Origin of the sequence: Streptomyces sp. NPDC058683 (assembly GCF_042716195.1) — a bacterium.
Taxonomy (GTDB): domain Bacteria; phylum Actinomycetota; class Actinomycetes; order Streptomycetales; family Streptomycetaceae; genus Streptomyces.
Map to the genome: position 1 here is coordinate 93,073 of NZ_JBHXSK010000004.1, position 19,773 is coordinate 112,845.

Here is a 19,773-nt window from a genome sequence, read left to right on the forward strand (position 1 = left end):
CCCTCCTCACATCGTGCGGGCGGCGGCCCGGTCGCGGGCGGCGCGTTCGGAGGGGCTCAGCCGGGTGATCCGCCCGGACCGGCTGTCCTCCCGGATCCCCCAGGGCGACGACGGCCGGCCTCCGGCCAGCCACACCACCAGGGTCACCTCCCACAGGAACGCCTTGCCGACAGTGACGATCAGCCACTCGGGGCTGATCAGCATCAGCGTCGGCGGCATGCCGTGCCAGAACGAGCCGCCGGCCCGCCCGTTGAACGTCCACAGCGCGATGACCACTCCGATCACATGCGCCAACCCCACCGCGGTCCCCATGAGTTCCCCCCTCGGTCGTCCCCGTCTCCCCACTTGGTACCGCCGTACGCCCGTGCGCCCGGGGCGCGTTGCACGCCCGCCCGGCGCGTGCAACGGACCCCCACCGCCCCCGGTGCTTCGGGTAGGCGGCCGGAAAAAGGTTTGCCGCACTCGTCACGAAGCCGGACGACCACTGCCAAACTGTCCGTCATGAGCACGCACTTGACGGTCGGCGGCGCTCCGGACCGGCGCTCCCGGGTGGCCTGGCTGCTGCGCGTCAACCGCCTGCTCGGCACGGACCCCGCCTTCCGTTCCCTCCCGGTCTTCGCCGCGGCCTTCCGGGGCGGCTGCTACGACCGTGAGGTCAGTGTCAGCACGCCCTCCCGGTGGGAGACCGGACGGACGGCCGTGCCCTGGGCGGCGGTCCGCCGCTACGAGGAGCTGCTCGGCCTGCCCCGCAACCTGCTCACCGCCACCGCCCGCACCCTCTGGCGCTATCTGGCCCCGGCCCCGGTCCTGGACACCGCCCCGGTCACCGCCGCCGACGACACCCTGGAGGACCTCCTCGAACAGGCCCTGTCCGGCGCGGTGATGACCGGCGACGACTGGGACCGGCTCGCCGACGGGCTGTGCGCCCGCCCGGACGTGGTGCTGATGCCGTCCGGCACCTGGTACGGGCTCGCCGAACGCCTCGTCGGGGAGATGGTGATCGCCGACGACCTGCCCTGGATGCTCCGCTTCGAGACCCTCAACCGGCTGCTCAACCATCCGCGCGGCGGCCGTACCGTCGTCCTCGCCTGCGCCGAACTGGCCGCCGGGCGGGCCCGGTCGACGGCCACGGAGATCGTCTGCGCCCTCGACAACTGCGGCCACCCCGACGCCGCCGACCGGGTGCTGGCCGAACTCGCCGCGCCCAGCGGCCCGCTGGCCCACCGGGGCGCGGTGATGGCCTGCTTCCGCAAGGTCGGCTACCGGCACTTCGACCGCGCCCAGCTGCGCACCCTGGTCCGCGCCCTGCGCGAGTCCCCCGGCACCGGTCCGGTCGCCGACCAGGTCGACCCGCTGCGCCGCTATCTGGCCCGCGTCCACCCGGAGCACGCCCGCGAACTCCTCGGCGGGCGCGGGCCGGTGGCGCCACCGCCGGAGCCGGCGCCCGCGCCGCTCGCCGCGGCCGTCCGCCGGATCACCGCCCCGGTGTGGGCCATCGAACCGGACCTGGTCCCCGACACCACGGTGCCGGCCGCCCTGGTCGCCGAGACCCTCACCTCGCCCGTCTTCGACGTCCGCCTGTACTCCGCGTTCCTGCTCGCCGCCACCCCCTACCGGGAGCCGCTGGCCGACGCGGTCGCCGCCGAACTGGCCCGACCGTCGACCGCCCGGCACGCGGAACTGGCGGTTCCGCTGCTGGACGCGCTGCGCATCCTGGGCGACCGCAGGCACCGCGCGGTGGTCAAGGCGCTCGCCGTGCGGCCGGGCGTGCCGCGCCGCACGGCCTACGTGGCGGTGCGCGCGCTCGGCCATGTCGCGGCCGACGACGCGGACTCCGTCTTCCTGCGCGCCGCGGTCGCCCACCACCACACCGCCTGGCGGCTCACCCGGGACCCGGTGAGCGCGGCCACCCTGGAGAGCCTGGTCTACGCCCTGGGCATGGCGGCCCGGGACGACATCCTGGCGGAGATCCGCGCCGACCCGGGCTTCCTGCCGGCCGCGCGCACGGCGGCCGGGGGGTGGCTGGCGATCCCGGCGCACCGGCGGACGAGCGCCCTGCGCTGACCCCGGAGCGCGCCGGAGGTCAGGGCGCCAGCCAGTGACCCGCCGCCGCGAGCAGCGCCCGTACGCCCGTCTCGATGGTGGGCTCCGGGACGGGGGCGAAGTGCGGGGAGTGGTTGGAGGGGATCTGCGGCGGTATGCCGTCGCGGACCAGGGCCTCCAGGTCGACGTCCACGAAGAGCTGGTGGTCGGCACCGCCGACGAACCAGAACACCGAGGGCGCCCCCAGGGCCGTACCGAAGGCGCCGAAGTCCTCGCTGTTGGGGACCGGCGAGGTCAACTCGAAGGTGAGGGAGGGGAATTCGGCGGCCAGTGCGGCCTGTACGGACGCGGTGGCGGCGGGGTCGTTGTGGGTGACCGGGAAGGAGTCGATGGGGACGATCTCCGGTTCCTTCGGCGCGGCCGAGGCCGCCGCCTCGGCCCGGACGATCCGCTCGACCGCCGCCAGCACCCGCTCCCGTACGGCCGCCGTGGTGGACCGCACGTTGACCTTCAGCTCGACGGTGTCCGGGATGATGTTCTCCTTGGTGCCGCCGTGGATCGAACCGACCGTCACCACGGCCTGCTGGCCCGCGCCCACCTCCCGGGAGACGACGGTCTGCAGCCGCATCACCACGGCGGCGGCCAGCACCACCGGGTCGACGGTCGCCTCCGGCGTGGACCCGTGCCCGCCCCGCCCGAACAGCGTGACCCGCATGCTGTCCGCGCCCGCCATCAGCGCACCCGCCCGGGTCCCGACGAGCCCGGCCGGTGCGGCCGCCACATGCTGGGCCAGGCAGACGTCCGGCCGCGGGAACCGCTCGGCGAACCCGTCCGCGAGCATCTTCGGCGCCCCGCCCACCTCCTCGGCCGGCTGGAACACCGCCACCACCGTGCCCCGCCAGGCATCCCGCACGGCCGCCAACTGCCCGGTGGCGCCCAGCAGCCAGGCGACATGCATGTCGTGCCCGCACGCGTGCATCACCCCGTCGTTCTTCGAGGCGTACGGCAGCCCGGTCTCCTCCCGCACCGGCAGCGCGTCCATGTCGGCACGCAGCAGGACGACGGGACTGTCCCCATCGGCCCCGTTGGCCAGCACCCCGACCACCCCGGTGCCGCCGACCCGCTCGGTGACCTCCCAGCCCTGCCCCCGCAGCCGCTCGGCGACCACGGCCGCGGTCCGCTCCTCCTCGAAGGACAGCTCCGGATACGTGTGCAGATCCTCGTACAGCGCCCGCAGTTCGGGAAGCTTCCCGGTCAGGCCGGTCAGGAGGGGGCTGATGCTCATGGCGTCGTCTCCAGGGGTGGGTGACGTGGTTGCCCGTCGAGTCTCCACCGTCACCCGCCGCGGAAAACGCCCGACCGCTCCTTTCACGCCCTGCCGGACACCGCACGCCCTGCTGAACGCCCCGGGTGCCGTCTTGCCGCGGCCGGCTCCCGCCGGGCACGATTCCCTCATGTTCGATGGACTGAAGAACCTGACGGACAAGGCGAAGGACAAGGCCGAGGACCTCGCCGAGGAACACGGTGACGCCATCGAGACCGGTCTGGAGAAGGCCGGCGACCTGGCCGACGGACGCACCGACGGCAAGTACACCGAGCAGATCGACACCGGTGTCACGAAGGCCCAGCAACTGGTGCGGCGGCTGGGCGAACAGGGCGCGGAGAAGCCCGGGCCCTGACCGCCGCCGCGATCACCGCTGCACCGACCGGTCCGCCTACGGCTCGTCCGTGGTCGGGCGGGTCCGGCCCGGCTCCGGCAGTTCGCCCATCTTGAGCCGGGCGTGCAGGACGTCGCCGATGAACAGGTCGTAGATCAGCACCCCGATCACACCGCCGATCAGCGGTCCGACGATCGGGATCCACCAATAGCTGCTGAACCCGGCCCCGTTCCCCGGGAACGCGAGACTCTTCCACCCGGCGAGCCAGGTGAGCACCCGGGGCCCGAAGTCACGGGCCGGGTTGATGGCGTAACCGGCGTTCGCGCCGTAGGACATGCCGATGGCGGCGACGGCGAGGCCGATGACGAACGGGCCGAGGTTGGACCCCACGGCCGTGTTGCGCAGGTCGACGACCGCGACGACGAACATGACCAGGAACGCCGTTCCCACGATCTGGTCGATCAGCGGCCCCCAGATCCCGCCGTGGAAGTACGGCGCCGGGAAGGTGGCGAAGATGGAGAAAGTGGCCTCGGTGTGCCCGCCCACCTTCGGCGGCTTCGACGCGGCGTCGAACGCGTTGATCGCGTCGTGGTAGACGAGGAAGACCAACGCGGCCCCGGCGAAGGCGCCCAGCACCTGCGACACCCAGTAGGGCACCACCTTCACCCACGGGAACTTGCGGCGGACGGCGAACGCGAGCGTCACCGCCGGGTTCAGATGGGCGCCGCTGACACCGCCGGCCACGTAGATGGCGAAGGTCACGGCCAGTCCCCAGCCCCAGGCGATCAGGAGCCAGTCACCGGCGGCCAGGAAGATCGTCGTGGGAGTCTCCGCACGCCCCGACCCGGGCAGCGCCGCGACGGCCATCGCCACGACACCGGCTCCGAACGCGAGGATGACGAAGGTCCCGAGGAACTCTGCCAGACACTCACCGAGCAGGCCTCCACGGCTTCTGAGCCGGGAGGGCTTGAGGAGAGGAGGTATTTCCACCGCCATCGCTGGCCCCCTTTAGCCATCGCTGGCTCCCTGAGAGGAGCAATCGGGCCGAACACCATATTGACCCACAAATGATGTTCGCGCAGATCGGCCCATCCCGCCCGACGGGGGCTACCGTTCGTCCCTCGCCAGGGGCTATCCCTCTAGGTCGTCGGCGTAGTGCCGGAATCCGTGCCGGTCGCGGTGCATCGTCCAGAGGGTGTCGGCGAGCACGGCGGGATCCTTGCGGGCGTGCCCCGCGACGATGGCCCCGGGAATGACCAGTTGCGCCACATGGATCCCCTCCCCGGCGAGCCGGTCGTGCAGGAGATGCCCATAGGCACTCTCGGCGGCGAAGGCGATGGAGGTCCCGGCACGCTCCGGGTGCGGGATGACGGCCGTACCGCCGTTGACGAGGAGGATCGTCCCCCGGCCCAGCTCCCGCATCCCCGGCAGCACCTGCTGCACGGCGGCGACGGGCCCGTACACCGAGAACTCGACCGGCCCGAGCAGATCCGCATGGGTGGTCTCCAGCACGGGCCGCATGAAGTCCCGCTGCGGGACGGGGCTGTACTGCAGGATCTCGACGGTCCCGAGCTCCTCGGCGGCCCGCTCCAGGGCAGCGGCGAGGGCGAGCGGATCCCGTACGTCGGCGGCGAACCCACGGGCTTCGACACCGAGGCCGGCGAGCTCCTCCGCGATCGCGTCGAGCCGCTCCCCGTCCCGGGCGATCAGCGCGACGCCGTACCCCTCCCGCCCGAACCGCCGGGCGACGGCGGCCCCCAGCCCCGGCCCGGCACCCACGATGGCGACACTGCTCACGACGTGACTCCTGACGGCTGAGGCGAGAGGTCGTACCTAACTCTCCGTACCGCGCCGCCCCCGACTTCACACGTGCGCCCCGGCCGGCACCTGGACGATCCCCCAGCCGCCCCTAGCCCTCCCGCTCCACCTGCACCCGGGTGACGGCCCGCACGACGAACGCGCCCGCGACGGCGGCCGCGACGAGCGCGAGGTCGGAGAGCACGAGCGGCCGGACGTCGCCGTAGGCGCGGGCGATGAGTTCGTCGGTGGAGTCGCTGTTCATCAGCCCGACCCCGCTCACCAGACCGACCAGCCAGAGCGCCCACCACACATTGACGATCCAGGGCAACCGCCGTTCGGGTGCACTGTCCCGGAACACGTCGGCGACGATCCCGCGCGGAATCCACAGATTCCCGATGGGAATGACCCACCCCACGGGAACCCAGATCCCGCTGTACCGGGGCGCCCGCCCGGACAGGACCCGCGCGTTGTCGCGCACCCGCCCCAGCCACATCAGAAAGACGACGGCGCACAGGACGGTCAGTACGGCCCCGGCGGAACTGACGAGGTGGTACCCGTTCTCCAGCGAGGTCAACGGCCGGTGCCGACCGCCCCCCTGGTCCGGCACCCCGCCCGCGGGTTCCCCCGCCCCGGCCAACCGCAGGTCCCACACCGCCCGTACGGCCCAGGCGCCACCGGCGAGCAGCAGCGCGGAGGAGGCGACGACCCCGGTGGTCCGGACGGGGCTCAGGGAGACCATGTGTTCACTCACCGGGTCATCCTGGCCTGGCTCCGGCACCGGGAGCCATGGCCGTTACCACCCTGGGACAGGTGACACACAGTTGATATGCCCAGGCAGTGCCCGGTACGGCGCGGACGCCACCCCTACCGCCGAAGCCTCAGCGCCTCAGCGCCTCAGGCTCCGCCACCGACACCGTCGTATCGGCCTCGTACTCGGGCTGGTCCACGACCCGCGCCGGCGCGGGCACCTTCCGGCTCAGCCGCTCGCCCTCCACGTCGATGTCGGGCAGCACCCGGTCCAGCAGCCGCGGCAGGTACCACGCCTTGTCCCCGAGCAGCGCCAGCACCGCCGGCACGATGGCCATCCGCACCACGAACGCGTCGAAGAGGACGGCGATGGCGAGCCCGAACCCGATCATCTTGATCATCGACTCGCCGGCCCCGATGAACCCGGAGAACACCGCCATCATGATCAGCGCGGCGGCCACGACCACCCGCGCGCTGTGCCGGAACCCGGAGACCACCGCCTGCTCGGCACTCTCCCCGTGGACGTACGACTCCCGCATCCGCGAGACGAGGAACACCTCGTAGTCCATGGCCAGGCCGAAGACGATGCCCACCAGGAATATCGGCATCATGCTCATGATCGGGCCGGTGGTCTCCACGCCCAACAGGTCCGCGCCGTGGCCCTGCTGGAAGACCAGGACGACCGCGCCGAGGGCGGCGAGCACCGAGAGCAGGAAGCCGCCGGCCGCCTTCAGCGGCACCAGCAGCGACCGGAAGACCAGCAGCAGAAGCACGATCGCGAGCCCGACCACGACCACCAGATACGGCACCAGGGCCGACTGCACCTTCTCGGCGACGTCGATGTTCAGCGCGGTCGTCCCGGTGACCTCGAAGGACGCCCCGGAGGCCTTGGCCTCTATGCCGCTTCGCTCGTCCCGGATCTCACCGACGAGATCCATGGTCTTCTCGTCGGTCGGAGCGGTCGACGGCGTGGCGGAGAACACGGCGGTGTCACCGGCGTCGTTGAACCGGGCCGCGGAGACCGACACCACGCCGTCCGTGGCCGCGATGTCCTTGCGGACGACGCTCACGGCCGCCTCGGAATCCTTCGCCCCCTTCGCATCCACCACGATCGTCAACGGCCCGTTGAACCCGGGCCCGAACCCCTTCGCCAGATCGTCGTACGCCCGACGCTCGGTGGTCGACGTCGACTTCGCCTCGTCGCCCGGCATCCCCAGCTGAAGATCCATCACGGGTACGGCCACGGCCCCCAGCCCCACCACACCCAGCAGCAGCACGGGCAGCGGATGCCGTACGACGACCTTCGCCCACCGCGAGCCACCGTTGTCGAGCCTGCGCTGCTTCCGCCGGAACCGCCGGGAGCCGCGCCGCATACCGCGCGAGAGCACGGCGTTCGGCCAGAACCCGAGCAGGGCAGGGACGAGCGTGAGCGAGATGAGCACCCCGACGAGCACCGCGCCCGCGGCCGCCAGCCCCATCTTCGTCAGCATCGGAACGCCCACGACGGACAGCCCGGCCAGCGCGATGACGACCGTGAGCCCGGCGAAGACGACAGCCGACCCGGCCGTACCGGCGGCGAGCCCCGCGGCCTCCCTCGGCGCATGCCCCTTGCCGCGCTCCTCCCGGTACCGGGACACGACGAACAGCGCGTAGTCGATACCGCAGGCCAGTCCCAGCATGGTGGCCAGGGTGCCGGTGGTGCTGGAGAGACCGAAGGTCTCGGAGAGGGCGAGGATGCCGGTCATGCTGACGGCGACCCCGAGGACCGCGGTGAGCAGCGGCAGCCCGGCGGCGGCCAGCGACCCGAAGGTGATCAGCAGCACGACGGCGGCCACGGCGATGCCGATCGCCTCGGCCGAGCCGCCGGCGGACGGCTGGGTGGCCAGCGCGTCCCCGCCGACCTCGACGGTGAGCCCCGCGTCCCGGGCCGCGTCGATGGCATGCTCCAGATGCGCCTTGCTGCCGTCGGTCAGGTCACCGGCCTTGGCGTCGAAGGTGACGGTCGCGTAGGCCGTCGTACGGTCCTTGCTGACCGTCTTCGCCTGGAAGGGGTCGACGGCGGAGGCGACCTGCGAGCCGGCGGCGGCCTCGTCGACGAGCTTCTCGACGGCGGCCCTGTTGGCGCCGGCGGTCACCTTCTCCCCGCCGGGCGCGACGAACACGATCCGGGCGCCGGCCCCGTCGGCGGCGGTCCCCGGGAACCGCTCCTCCAGCAGGTCGAACGCCTTCTGCGACTCGATCCCGGGCATGGTGAAGCCCTCGTCGGAGGCCTCCGGCGCCTTGCTCGCGGCGAACCCGGCGACAGCGAGCACCGCGACCCACAACAGGGTGACGAACCAACGCCACCGGAAGGCCACCCGGCCCAGGTGATACAGGACAGTTGCCATGACGGGAAAGGCCTCCAGAGGCGGTACGGACGGGGATCCGGGTCTCGGACCTCGCGTCCGAACCCCGAGACCCGGACCTCCCTCCCAGAAGCCCGCGTCTCCACCCACCACAATTCCGCCGACCCCCCGGCCCCCACGAGGGAGCACCCTCCCGAAAGGGGGGTGTAGCGGGCTACACCATCCAGCGCACGACCGAGCCACACCGCCGATGCCCGTGCCGCAACGCACACCCGGGCGAACTTCATGCCCGGGCAGGGACGCGAGCGGTCATGGGAGTGGCTCCCGCTCGCCGCCGGGAGCGGCCGTCTGGCGCCTCCGGCTCTCGGCGACCCGAAGCGCGTCGCGGAGGGCTTCGGTCAGGCACTCGGCGAGGAAGCGGAGTTCCCCGCGCGGGGCGTTCGGGAGCATGTCGTCAGCGTGAGCCAGGAGTTGAGCGGCCATGCCGAGCTGCACGCCTTCCACGGTGTCGGCCAGGCGCGACACGGGGCCGCCGCCACCGTCCGTGATCAGGTAGCACGGCTTGGCATCGAAACCGGCCAGGGGCAGGAGACGTACCTCCCCGTACCGGTGCGCGAGTTTCCGTTCCGGCGCGGCACCCTCAAGGGGATCCGAATCGTCAGTCACAGGTACCGACCTTAATGCCATTCGCGAAAAGCAGCAAGGTGAGTCGAGCGACGACAGGACACCGACCAAGTCGCTTACCGTGTAAAGCAGCAAGGTGGGTGGCTAGGCCGTATGGGAGGGACACCGTGAGCGCGAACAGGTGGGTCAGCACCTCGATGCCGTATCTGACGCCGCGCGAGCAGGGGCAGGGGGACGCCTGGACCGCGGACGCGGCAGCCCAGGGCCGTCGCGGGACTCAGCGCATCGTCCATGCCGGGGAGGTGCCCGCGTCGGCCGAGGTGGCGCGGTTGCTCGGGATCCCGGAGCAGGAGCCGGTCGTCGTACGCCGTCGCCTGATCCTCCTGGACGACGAGCCGAACGAACTCACCGACACCTACTACCCGACCGCGATCGCCCGCGGCACCGGCCTGGCGGCCACAGCCAAGATCCCCGGCGGCGCCGTCACCCTGCTCGCACAGCTGGGGTATGCCGGCGCCCTGGTCCGTGAGGACGTGAGGGCGGATCTCCCCGACGAAGCGGAGCAGCAGGCCCTTCGGATCGCCCCGTCCGACCCGGTCCTGCTCCTGACCCGGCTCACCCTGGACCACGACGACCGGCCGATCCAGGTCGACCGTATGGTGATGCCCGCGCGACGGCAGCAACTGCGCTACGAGATCAGGATCGGATGACCGTGCCCAAGGCAGAACAGGACGCCCACGACCGCCGCTCCCTGCACGAACGGATCGCCGCCGACCTGCGCGACGACATCATGAGCGGCGAACTGCCGGCGGGCTCCAGCCTGCCCTCCACCGCACAGCTCAGAATCCGTTTCGACGCCTCCAACGCCACCGTCCAGAAGGCGCTCCAACTCCTCAAGGACGAGGGCCTGGTGATCGGCCGGGCGGGCGCGGCGGTGACGGTACGCGAACACCGCCGACGGACGATCCGCCCGGCCGGATCCCTGACACCGGCCGCGACCGGGCAGACGTACCCCTGGCTCACCGAGGCGGCCAAGCACGGCGCGACCGCACACATCGACCTCCTGGGCGTGACGGAGACCCGTCCGCCCACTGATGTCCGCACGGCCCTCGGGCTGCCGGAGGAGGCCGCCGTCCTCCTGCGCAGCCAGCTGGTCCTGATCGACGACGAACCGGCCGAACTGGTCAAGTCCTACTACCCGTTGGAGATCGCCCGGGGCACGCCGCTGGCCGACCGGCGTCGGATCAAGGGCGGCACCCCCGCCCTCCTCGCGGAACTCGGCCATCGCCCGCACCGAAGCGTCGACCGAGTCTCGGCCCGCGTCCCCACCCAGGAACAGTTCCAGGCCCTCCGGCTCCCCAGCAGCCTGCCGGTCCTGTGCACCCTCCGGGTCGTCTACACGGAGGCAGGCCGCCCCGTCGAGGCGACGGCCATGGCAAAGGCGGGACATCTCTACGAGCTGCAGTACGAGTTCACACCGGAGTGACCGCCTGACCTCGCATCGCCCACAAGCACCGCCGGTCCGGCCGGGGCCCGGAACGTCACAGGACGACAGGGCACACTGCCGTCATGCGGATAGTGATCGCGTTCATGGCGCTGGTCTTCGTGCTCGGGCTGGGCTCCGCCGTCGTCAAGGCCCGTAAGGGGCAGTGGTGGGAGGCCGCTTCGGTCTTTCTGCCCATCCTCGGCATCGACCTGTCGATGCTCGATGGCGTGAGGTGGAAGAACCTGCCGCTGCTCTGGGTGGGGTTCGTGGTGGCCGCCGCCGGCTTCGGTGCGGAGGGCTACACCTACTGGCGGACTCGGGGAGAGAAGCGGGAGCAGGCGAGCGAGTGACGGGGGCCGCTTCACCCGTACGGCCTTCATGCGCTCGTGGGCGCGCATGCGCCGGGTGAGGGTGGCAGTGGCCGTGTCGGCCGTGGCAGTGGCCGCGTCCGCCGTGGCGGTGCCGATGTTCGGCACGCCCGTGCTCAGCCCTCCGTTCGACGCCGGGCTCGCGGCCCGGTCGTCGGCGAGGAGGAGGCACGGATGGAGGACGGTGGCGCACCCGCGGACGGCGACGCGGAACGGCCGGACGCGAAGGGACCTGAAGCCGGACGGTCCGACGCGGAACGGCCGGGCGCGGAACGGCCGGGCGCGGAGCGGCCCGAGGCAGGACGGTCCGACGCGGAACGGACTGAGTTGGAGGAGCTGCGGGGGCGGCTGACGGTCCTGGAGAACGAGCGGGACCGGCGGTCGTCCCGGTCCCGGCACCACGGCAGGTCCCTCCTCGGCGCCGTACTCGTCGTCCTCGGCTGTCTCCTCGCCCCGCTCTCCGTCGTCGCCGCGTGGGCCGCCGACGTGGTGGGCGACACCAACCGCTACGTCGCCACCGTCGCCCCGCTCGCCTCGAACCCCGCCGTGCAGGACGCCGTCGCGAACCGGGCCACCGACGCGCTGATGACCCGCCTCGACCTGCCCGCCCTGCTCGCCGACGTGGCCCCCGCCGACCGGCCCCGGCTGCAGCAGGCGCTCGGCGGCAAGCTGGGCGGCGCGCTCGAAGGGGCCGTACGCAGCTTCGTCCACGACCAGGCCCAGAAGATCGCCGCGTCGGACGCCTTCAGGACCGTCTGGACCGACGCCAACCGCCAGGTCCACAGCACCCTCGACAAAGCCCTCACCGGCAGCGGCGGCGGCGCGGTCCAGCTGAAGAACGACACCGTCACCCTCGACATCGGCCCCCTCGTGGACCAGGTCAAACAGCGACTCGTCGACGCGGGCCTGACCCCCGCCGAGCACATCCCCGCCGTGCACGCCGACTTCACCCTCGCGAAGTCCGACCAGATCGACAAGGTCAAGACCTACGTACGGCTGCTCCAACTCGCCGGGAACTGGCTGCCGGTGCTGGCCGTCCTGCTGGTCGCCGTCGGCGTACTGCTGTCGGTCCGGCGCCGCCGGGCCCTGGTCGCGGGCTGCATCGGCGTCGCCGTCACCACCGGGATCCTCGGCATCGGGCTGAGCGTGTTCCGGGTGATCTATCTCGACCGGCTGCCCGCCGGCGTCTCCACGGACGCGGCCGCCGCCGTCTACGACGCGCTGGTCCACTTCCTCCGGACCACCGTGCGCATGGTCGTGGCCCTGGCCGTGGTGGTCGCCCTGGGCACCTGGCTCACCGGGCCGGGCCGGTACGCCGGGCTGGTACGGCGGCTGTGGACCTCCGGGATCGGCGCGGTGCGCGCCACCGCCGACCACGCCGGCCTGCGCACCGGCCCGGTCGGCCCCTTCGTACGCCGTTACCGCACCTGGATCAGCTGGCTCCTGGTCGCCGTGGCCCTGCTGGTCTACCTGCTGTGGTCGTACCCCACCGGGTGGGTGGTGATCGGCATCGCCCTGTGCCTGCTGTTCGCACTGGCGGTGGTGGAGTTCCTGACGGCAGGGAAGCCGGGGGCCGGGCAGCTCACCCGACCGGCATGAGCGGACGGGCGGGCGCTCCGCCCGGACGCCAGGGGGCCAGGGGGCCCACGCCCGCTCGACGGTGTGCGGTCCGACGGCAGACGGGTTGGAAGCCGGGGAGGGTGGTGAGTTGAGGCGAGGTGGCTGACGTGCGCTATTCACGAGCGGCCAGGCCACCGAGCAGCCCGGCCGCCACTCCCAGGACGACCAGTTGGACGGTGCCAGGAATGCGCCATCGCAGCGCGAGGAGACCACCACCTGTGACGACTGCGCCGCCGACCAGGAACCACATTCCCCGCAGTGCTTCCCTGGGCGCACCGGGCGGATTGCCCTGGTCATAGCTGTCGGCCCAGCCTGTCATCCCGTAACGGAGCCACAGATAACCGATGACGATCAGGTCGACGACGAGCAGCGCCACGGCGACTCCGATCTGCTCGCCGGTCGACGGCCGACTCCCCTGCCTCATACCGACCACCGTTCTGTTCTCGAGTGACATTCCGTCGATCGCATGTCACTCAGAATGCTGTCGTGGCAGGCACGGCACATGAGCACGGCTACTCAGATGCGTCGCCCTTGTCGGAGCCGCAGGGGTGCGACCGGCGTCGGGGTGAGGCCCGCGCAGACGGACGAACAGCCACCGGCTGGTCTTCGGGGTGTCGAGGTGTCGAAGTGTCGAAGGCTGCCGGATCGGCCGAACCGCTGCGCAGATTGGCCTGTGGTCCCTTGGCGATCACGGCCGCCGGCCATGGTCCGCCCATGTCTCGACGGGGTCGTCGAAAGCCGGCCTCTCTTCCTCCACCTCCGGCCTGCCCAAGTACACGGTGTCGAACGCCCCTGCGCCGTGGTAGGTGAGCGTGATCGTCGGACTCTCGTCCCCGCCGAGTCCTGCCCATTCCGCTCTGGGGTCCCGTTCGGCATGGTGCCCGAACGGTCGGGGTTCTGGTGATGTCGGCCGGGCCGCCACGAAAGCCCGGGCCGGCGTGTGGTGTTCCCGCCCACCGGGGACGGACTCACCGGTCGTGGACGGTAGTTGTGGTGTGTACGGGGCGTAGCTCGGGTACGGCGGTATTCCTCTGCGGTGTTTGCCATGCTGTGACGCTGACTGCTCTCCGTCCCCGCTGGTCACCACGACCGTGACACCGATGATGATCAGTCCGAGCCCGGGTATGGCCGCGGGCTGGATGCTCTGCCCCATCAGCCACCAGGCGGTGAGCGCGGCCACCGGAGTCTCCAGCAGGAGGAGGACGCTCATCGTCGTTGCCGAGGTCCTGCCGAGGGCGAAGGTCATCGAGCCGAGTCCCAGAAGCTGGGGCAGGAGGAGCAGCCCGAGCAGCGACAGCTGCGTGGATCTGTCGAAACCCGTGAGCGGGATGTCGGCCAGCCGGCAGATGACGAGGAGTTCCAGCCCGCAGACCAGCGAGCTGACCGTCGAGAACAAGGGGGTACTCACATCTGTGCGTGCCTTCTGGCTCAGAGCGGTGTATCCGGCCTGAGCGACGGCGCCGGCGAGGGCGAGCAGATCGCCCATCAGCGCCGTGCCGCCGGACCTGATGTCAAGACCGGCGGCCGCGGCCGCTCCCACCACGGCGAGCGTCAGACCCGCCCAGGTCCTTCGAGAGGCCCGGACGCCCTGACCCGCGGCGATGAGGGCCTGCCAGACGGGCTGGGTGGCCACGAGGGCCGTGGACATGGCGACCGAGGTCATCCGCGTGCTCGTCATGAAGGCCGCGAGGTGCAGGGCGAGCGACGTGGCCGCGAGGAAGCCGAAGACCAGGGGCCGCCACTGCTCCCGGCGCAGAAGTCCGCGCTCGCCGCGCGCGATACGTGTCACCTCGCGGCGGCGCAGTATCAGCAGGAACGGTCCGAGCGTGGCGAAGCCCAGGGCGTTGCGCCAGAAGGCCATGGCGAGAGGTGGGGCGGAGGCGGCGGCGGTGAGCGGGGCGGTAGCCGAGATGGAGACCACCGCGACCGCCATCGCCGCGACGGTCAGCGGATCGATTCTGGACTTCACGCGTTCGCACCGCCGTCCGCGGTCGGTCGGGTCGCGGCGGGTGCCGGGGTCTTTCGGCCGCCACCTGTGGAACACATGGGCTGAGTAAGGGAGTTGACCATTACGTACACGGGGTTCTGTGTCCTCGAAGCGGGGCCGGGCCGGCCAGGCGCACCACAGGATGGTGGTGGCCCTGGAGGGTGGGTGTGGTGCGCGAGACATGGCGCATGGATCGCATGAATCGCGCGGATATCGGGTGGAGGTCGTGCGAGTCGGCCGCTCTCCGGTCAGTCCGGCCTCGGTCCTGCCTCCGTCGCGACCGTGCGCAGCAGCGGGCGGCTCGCCGCGCTCGCGGCCGTCAGGCCCGCGAAGCCGAGCGTCAGGCAGCCGGCGAGGAGTGCGGCGCCGGTGCCGTCGACGTGCGGGGTGCCGCCGGCGAGGGTCAGCGGAGCCGCGCAGAACAGGCCTGTGAGCAGGGCGCCGCCCGCGAGTACGGCGGCGGGGAGTACCGACTCGGTGCGCCGGGCCGCGTCCAGGACGCGTAGCGGGGTGCCCGCGAGGTGGAGCAGGCCGTAGGTGCGGCGGCGGTCCAGGACGGAGGACGCGGCCGTGATGCCCGTGGCGGCGATGGCGATGGCGAAGCTCGCGCCGAGCACGGCGAGCGTCACGAGGTGGAAGTCGCGGTCGAACTGCCGGGACTGCCAGTCGACGTCCGTGCCGGTGACCGGGTACTGGCCGGGCACGAGACCGGTGAGCGCGCCGCGTGCCGCGTCCATCCGGTTCGGGTCCGCGACGGCCGCGGTGACCTGGCGCTCGCCGCGTTCGCCGGTACCGGTGGCGACCCAGCCGTCGTCCGTGCCGACCGTGGCCACGATGCCCGCTCGCTCCAGGCGGGCGGAGATCTGCTGTCGTACGACGGCGACCTGGTCCTTCGGTACGGACAGCGCGAGTCGGTCCGCGGCACCCCAGGGCACACCGCCGCCGCCGAGGCTGAACAGCGCGAAGAAACCGGCCACGAAGGCCGCCAGCGTCAACGCGGACACCGAACGCCACGCCGACTTGGGGTCGTCGAGCAGGCGGCGCCCCGCGAGCAGTGTCGCGGAACGCTGGGCCACAACGGTGACTAGGCCGCCGAGCATGCCGACCACCCAGGGGCCGATGACGGACAGCGCGGCGAAGACGGCGGCGCAGCAGTAGACGATCGCGTCGATGTCCATCGGCCGGTCCTTGGACAGCCACCAGTAGCCGACGAGGACGAGGACGAACAGCAGCGCGCGTACGGCCTTCAGACGGGGCGTGCGCGAGCGGCGTACGACCCCGAGCGGGCCCACGACCACCTGCCGCAGCCCGGCCAGTGCGCTGGCCGCCACGGTCAGCACCACGCCGGCGAGCACGGCGAGCAGTACGGACGGGCCCACCCACAGGTCGGAGACGTACCAACTGCCGCCCGCCAGCGGGACCTCGGCCGCGAGCGGGAACAGCACCGCATAGCCCAGCGCGCCCGCGACCGCCCCCGCCGCACCGGTCAGCGCCGCCTCGGCCACCGCCATCCCCGCGATCCGGCCCGGCGCGGCGCCCAGCAGCCGCAGCGTGGCCAGCCGGGTGTCGCGGCGCGAGACGGACAGGCGGGCCGAGGAGGCGCCGAGTACGAGCAACGGTACGACCAGCAGGACCGAGGCGATCTTCAACAGGGCCTGGTACTGGGCGCCGAGGCCGTCCGCCGTGCGGCTGCCCGTGAAGTCGGCGACGGGTGTGGGCGTGACGATGTCGCCCGGGCGGCGTGGATCGGTGCCGCGCCGCGCCGTCATCGCCGGGTCGTCGGCGCGGTGCCCGACGACGGCCACCTTCTCGCCCGGCCTGACCAGCGCGGCCCGGCCGAGCGTGCCGGTGGTGTGCCTGCCGGGCAGTTCGCCGAGCGCGGGCGAGGTCCACACCTCGCCCGGCCGGGGGAAGCGCGGCACACCGGGGAGCGCGGGCGCCGCGCCGCCGCGGCCCGGCAGCGCGGCGACGTCGACGACGGTCACGGGCTCGCCGTCGACGAAGGTCGTGCCCACCGCCTCGACGGCCACCGCACGCGAGAGGACGGCCTTGACGGGCGTACGCCAGTCCGCGTGCGCGGCGCGTGCGCCGATGCCGAGGTTGGCGCCGACGCACAGGAGCAGCAGCGTGGTGCACATCGCCGAGGCGGCGGCGGGCAGCGCGAGGCCGAGACGGCCGTGCCGGCCACCGCCGCGCAGCAGCCGCAGGGTGAGCGTCCAGGTGGTGCGGTCCAGCGACCTCATCGCACGCCTCCGGCATGCGCCGTGGCCTGGACCGGGTCCGCCATGGCCCGGACCGGGTCCGCCGCGGTCTGAACCGGTCCCGCCGCGGTCGTCTCGTCCACGATCCGTCCGTCCCGGACGTGCGCCGTACGGTCGCACCAGCGGGCCACCGACTCGTCGTGGGTGACCACGACCAGCGCCGCGTGCTGCTTCCTGGTGACCTCGGTCAGCATCCGGATCACCTCCTGCCCCGTCGCCCGGTCGAGCGCGCCCGTCGGCTCGTCGGCGAAGACCACCTGGGCGCCTGTCACCAACGCCCGTGCCAGGGCGACCCGTTGGGCCTGCCCGCCGGACAACTGACCGGGGCGGCTGTCCTCCTTGCCTGCCAGGCCCAGCGGCTCGAACCACGCGCGGGCCCGCCGCTCCGCCTCGCGGCGCGAGGTGCCGCCGAGCATCAGCGGCAGCGCCACGTTCTCCACGGCCGGCAGTTCGGGCAGCAACTGCCCGAACTGGAAGACGAATCCGAAGCGGGTACGGCGCACCTCGCTGCGCTCCGGCTCGCCCATCTCGTCGATGCGCTCGCCGTTCAGCAGCACCTGGCCGCCGTCGGGGCGCTCGATGTTCGCGAGGCAGTGCAGCAACGTCGACTTGCCGGACCCCGAAGGGCCCATCACGGCCAGCGACTCGCCCGCCCGCACGGCGATGTCGACGCCGTCGAGGGCACGGGTGGATCCGAAGGACTTGGACAGTCCGATGCCGCACAACACGGGCGGCGCCGAGGAGGTGAGGTTCATGCCCCACAACTTCCGCCACCGGCACGGCCCTTGGCCTCGGCCGGGCGACCGGTTCACGGCCGCCGCGTCGTCCTTTCGGCCGAGGCCGCCCGACGGGAGCCGCCCCTACGCTGCGGGATGTGCGAAACGACGTGCGAGACATGGACGATCACGCCCCGACTCCCCGGCTGCCCCGTACGGCCCTCACCGCGCTCGCGGTGGTCATGGCGCTGTTGTGGGCGGTCGACGTGGCCGACGTCGCCGCCACGTCCGGGCTCGACGGCCCCGGCGTGTGGTGGAGGCTGGCCCCGGGCCTGGTCGCGGTCGTGGCGCTGCTGCTGCCGGAGCGACATCGCGCGTCGGCCTGGGGCGCCGGAGCCGCCGTACTCGTCTCCTGGACGGTGACCCTGGCCTTCTTCACGTCCTTGACCTCGACGTTCGCCGACTGGGGTCTGCTGGAGACGCTGTGCCTGCTGCTCCTGCTGGTCCGCGCCTCAAGGGAGACCCCGCAGCCATGGCTGGCCGCCGCACTGGCCACGGCGATCGCCTCCGCCGTGATCCCGGCACCCATGCGGATGGCCGGAGGCGGCAACGTCTACTTCTCCTTCGCCACGATCTTCCTCACCGGCGGCGCCGTCGCCCTCGGCTCCTACCTGCGCAGTCTCGACGACCGCAGAAGCCGCGCCGTCGCCGCCACGCGCCACAGCGAACGCCTCGAACTCGCCCGCGAACTCCATGACTTCGTCGCCCACCACGTCACCGGCATCGTCGTCCAGGCACAGGCCGCCCGCACGATCCGCGAGATCGCGCCCGAGCAGGTGGACCCGCTGCTGCGCGGTATCGAACAGGCCGGGTCCGAGACCCTGGAGTCGATGCGCAAGCTGGTGCGCGTGCTGCGCGAGGACGACGTACGAGCGGTACGGCCGGGGGAGCTCTACGCCGAACTGGGCGAACTGGTCGCCAGGTTCTCCGAGCGCGACGACGTCCCCGCCACCCTCCAGGTCGCCGCCGAGGTCCGGCACGCGCGGCCCGCCCCCGAGGTGGAGACCTCCGTACGGAACGTGGTGCGCGAGGCGCTGACGAACGTACGCCGCCACGCGGCCGGTTCGCCGTCCGTCTCCGTGCGGGTCGCTCTGTCGGGGGAGGCGGGCGCGGGCGGCGCGGACGCGGCCGGCCGGCGGCTGCGGGTCGAGGTGCACAACGCGCCGCCGCCCCGGCAGGCGGCGCCGCACGCCGAACCCCTCGGCGGGCGCGGCGGCCTGGGCCTCGTCGGGCTGACCGAACGCACGGAGGCCGTCGGCGGCACGCTGCACGCGAGCCGGGCCGAGGACGGCGGCTGGCGGCTGACGGCGGAGTTCCCGCTGCGCGGCGCTGTGACAGGATCGCCCGCATGAGCAACGCCAGCGGCAGCGCCAACGTCAGTGCCAGCGGCAGCGGTTCGGCGATCCGCGTCCTGATCGCCGACGACCAGGACATGGTGCGCACGGGCTTCCGGCTGATCCTGGAGACCCAGCCCGGCATCGAGGTCGTGGGCGAGGCGGCCGACGGCGCGGAGTGCGTGCACCTGGCGCGGCGGGTGCGCCCCGACGTCTGCCTGGTCGACATCCGGATGCCGAAACTCGACGGGCTGGAGGTGACCCGGCTGCTCGCGGGCCCGAAGGCCGTCGACCCGCTGCGCGTGGTGGTCGTGACCACCTTCGACCAGGACGACTACGTCTACGGCGCGCTGAGCAACGGCGCCTGCGGGTTCCTGCTGAAGGACGCGGGCCCCGGACTGCTGGTGGAGGCCGTACGCGCGGCGGCCCGCGGCGATGCGCTGATCTCCCCCGCCGTGACCGTACGGCTGCTGAAGCGGATCGGTGAACAGCGGCCCGCCGGGGGCGGCCCGGCATCCTCCGGACCGCTGACGGAACGGGAGCTGGATGTGACCCGGCTGGTCGCCGACGGGCGGACCAACCAGGAGGTCTGCGCCGAGCTCGTCGTCTCGCTCTCCACCGTCAAGTCCCATCTGGCGAGCATCCAGGCCAAGTTGGGGTTGCGGAACCGCGTGGAGATCGCCGCCTGGGCCTGGCGCAGCGGCGTGGTCGGCGACCGCTGAAC

19 protein-coding genes are annotated in these 19,773 nt (G+C 72.4%); 8 read left to right on the forward strand and 11 right to left on the reverse strand.

Annotation, left to right across the window (positions count from 1 at the left end; genetic code table 11):
- Positions 1-6: 6 nt before the first annotated feature.
- Entirely contained in the window at positions 7-312 is a 306-nt protein-coding gene (locus ACFWXC_RS05870; RefSeq protein WP_384473658.1) for a hypothetical protein, read from the reverse strand.
- A gap of 189 nt (positions 313-501) precedes the next feature.
- On the opposite strand from ACFWXC_RS05870, the gene ACFWXC_RS05875 reads away from it, so the two are divergent.
- A complete protein-coding gene (locus ACFWXC_RS05875; RefSeq protein ID WP_384473661.1) occupies positions 502-2,064 on the forward strand; it encodes an XRE family transcriptional regulator in 1,563 nt (520 codons plus the stop codon).
- 19 nt (positions 2,065-2,083) lie between these two features.
- Here the strand turns inward: ACFWXC_RS05875 and ACFWXC_RS05880 are convergent, their stop codons facing one another.
- Complete coding sequence (locus ACFWXC_RS05880; RefSeq protein ID WP_384473664.1) at positions 2,084-3,328, reverse strand: amidohydrolase; 1,245 nt, start codon at positions 3,326-3,328, stop codon at positions 2,084-2,086.
- 169 nt (positions 3,329-3,497) lie between these two features.
- Here ACFWXC_RS05880 and ACFWXC_RS05885 point away from each other — a divergent pair, with 169 nt between their 5' ends.
- Entirely contained in the window at positions 3,498-3,722 is a 225-nt protein-coding gene (locus ACFWXC_RS05885) for an antitoxin (protein WP_384473667.1), read from the forward strand.
- A 36-nt stretch (positions 3,723-3,758) separates the two neighbouring features.
- On the opposite strand, the gene ACFWXC_RS05890 is transcribed toward ACFWXC_RS05885, so the two are convergent.
- The 5 genes from ACFWXC_RS05890 to ACFWXC_RS05910 all read right to left on the reverse strand — a co-directional run bounded on the left by ACFWXC_RS05890 (position 3,759) and on the right by ACFWXC_RS05910 (position 9,259).
- Entirely contained in the window at positions 3,759-4,697 is a 939-nt protein-coding gene (locus ACFWXC_RS05890; RefSeq protein WP_384473673.1) for an MIP/aquaporin family protein, read from the reverse strand.
- Positions 4,698-4,832: 135 nt separating this feature from the next.
- Complete coding sequence (locus tag ACFWXC_RS05895) at positions 4,833-5,498, reverse strand: SDR family NAD(P)-dependent oxidoreductase (protein ID WP_384473676.1); 666 nt, start codon at positions 5,496-5,498, stop codon at positions 4,833-4,835.
- A gap of 112 nt (positions 5,499-5,610) precedes the next feature.
- A complete protein-coding gene (locus ACFWXC_RS05900; RefSeq protein WP_384474174.1) occupies positions 5,611-6,240 on the reverse strand; it encodes a DUF4328 domain-containing protein in 630 nt (209 codons plus the stop codon).
- A 139-nt stretch (positions 6,241-6,379) separates the two neighbouring features.
- Positions 6,380-8,635: an MMPL family transporter gene (locus ACFWXC_RS05905; protein ID WP_384473678.1), complete on the reverse strand. Its 2,256-nt coding sequence runs from the start codon at positions 8,633-8,635 to the stop codon at positions 6,380-6,382.
- 267 nt (positions 8,636-8,902) lie between these two features.
- Positions 8,903-9,259, reverse strand: a complete 357-nt coding sequence (locus ACFWXC_RS05910) for a hypothetical protein (RefSeq protein ID WP_384473681.1) — start codon at positions 9,257-9,259, stop codon at positions 8,903-8,905.
- A gap of 125 nt (positions 9,260-9,384) precedes the next feature.
- Here ACFWXC_RS05910 and ACFWXC_RS05915 point away from each other — a divergent pair, with 125 nt between their 5' ends.
- The 4 genes from ACFWXC_RS05915 to ACFWXC_RS05930 all read left to right on the forward strand — a co-directional run bounded on the left by ACFWXC_RS05915 (position 9,385) and on the right by ACFWXC_RS05930 (position 12,670).
- Entirely contained in the window at positions 9,385-9,927 is a 543-nt protein-coding gene (locus ACFWXC_RS05915) for a GntR family transcriptional regulator (protein ID WP_384473684.1), read from the forward strand.
- Positions 9,924-10,703 (forward strand): GntR family transcriptional regulator, encoded by a 780-nt coding sequence (locus ACFWXC_RS05920; protein ID WP_384473687.1) that lies wholly within the window; start codon positions 9,924-9,926, stop codon positions 10,701-10,703. The genes ACFWXC_RS05915 and ACFWXC_RS05920 overlap by 4 nt, the downstream gene beginning before the upstream one ends.
- Positions 10,704-10,786: 83 nt before the next feature.
- Positions 10,787-11,053, forward strand: coding sequence for a hypothetical protein (locus ACFWXC_RS05925; protein WP_384473690.1), 267 nt, complete (start codon positions 10,787-10,789; stop codon positions 11,051-11,053).
- 192 nt (positions 11,054-11,245) lie between these two features.
- Entirely contained in the window at positions 11,246-12,670 is a 1,425-nt protein-coding gene (locus ACFWXC_RS05930; protein WP_384473694.1) for a hypothetical protein, read from the forward strand.
- A 133-nt stretch (positions 12,671-12,803) separates the two neighbouring features.
- Here ACFWXC_RS05930 and ACFWXC_RS05935 read toward each other — a convergent pair whose 3' ends face one another.
- The 4 genes from ACFWXC_RS05935 to ACFWXC_RS05950 all read right to left on the reverse strand — a co-directional run bounded on the left by ACFWXC_RS05935 (position 12,804) and on the right by ACFWXC_RS05950 (position 17,694).
- A complete protein-coding gene (locus ACFWXC_RS05935) occupies positions 12,804-13,115 on the reverse strand; it encodes a DUF6234 family protein (RefSeq protein ID WP_384473697.1) in 312 nt (103 codons plus the stop codon).
- 264 nt (positions 13,116-13,379) lie between these two features.
- Positions 13,380-14,660, reverse strand: a complete 1,281-nt coding sequence (locus ACFWXC_RS05940; protein WP_384473702.1) for a DMT family transporter — start codon at positions 14,658-14,660, stop codon at positions 13,380-13,382.
- Between the two features lie 266 nt (positions 14,661-14,926).
- The gene (locus ACFWXC_RS05945) at positions 14,927-16,921 is read right to left on the reverse strand and encodes an FtsX-like permease family protein (protein WP_384473705.1); all 1,995 of its coding nucleotides are present in this window, start codon (positions 16,919-16,921) and stop codon (positions 14,927-14,929) included.
- Positions 16,918-17,694 (reverse strand): ABC transporter ATP-binding protein, encoded by a 777-nt coding sequence (locus ACFWXC_RS05950; protein WP_384473708.1) that lies wholly within the window; start codon positions 17,692-17,694, stop codon positions 16,918-16,920. Before ACFWXC_RS05950 ends, ACFWXC_RS05945 begins: the two co-directional genes overlap by 4 nt.
- Before the next feature lie 140 nt (positions 17,695-17,834).
- On the opposite strand from ACFWXC_RS05950, the gene ACFWXC_RS05955 reads away from it, so the two are divergent.
- Both ACFWXC_RS05955 and ACFWXC_RS05960 read left to right on the forward strand, forming a co-directional pair.
- Positions 17,835-19,067 carry a sensor histidine kinase gene (locus ACFWXC_RS05955; RefSeq protein ID WP_384473711.1) on the forward strand — a complete coding sequence of 411 codons (1,233 nt, stop codon included), beginning with the start codon at positions 17,835-17,837 and terminating at the stop codon, positions 19,065-19,067.
- Positions 19,064-19,771, forward strand: coding sequence for a response regulator (locus ACFWXC_RS05960; protein ID WP_384473714.1), 708 nt, complete (start codon positions 19,064-19,066; stop codon positions 19,769-19,771). Before ACFWXC_RS05955 ends, ACFWXC_RS05960 begins: the two co-directional genes overlap by 4 nt.
- The last annotated feature ends 2 nt before the right edge of the window (positions 19,772-19,773 follow it).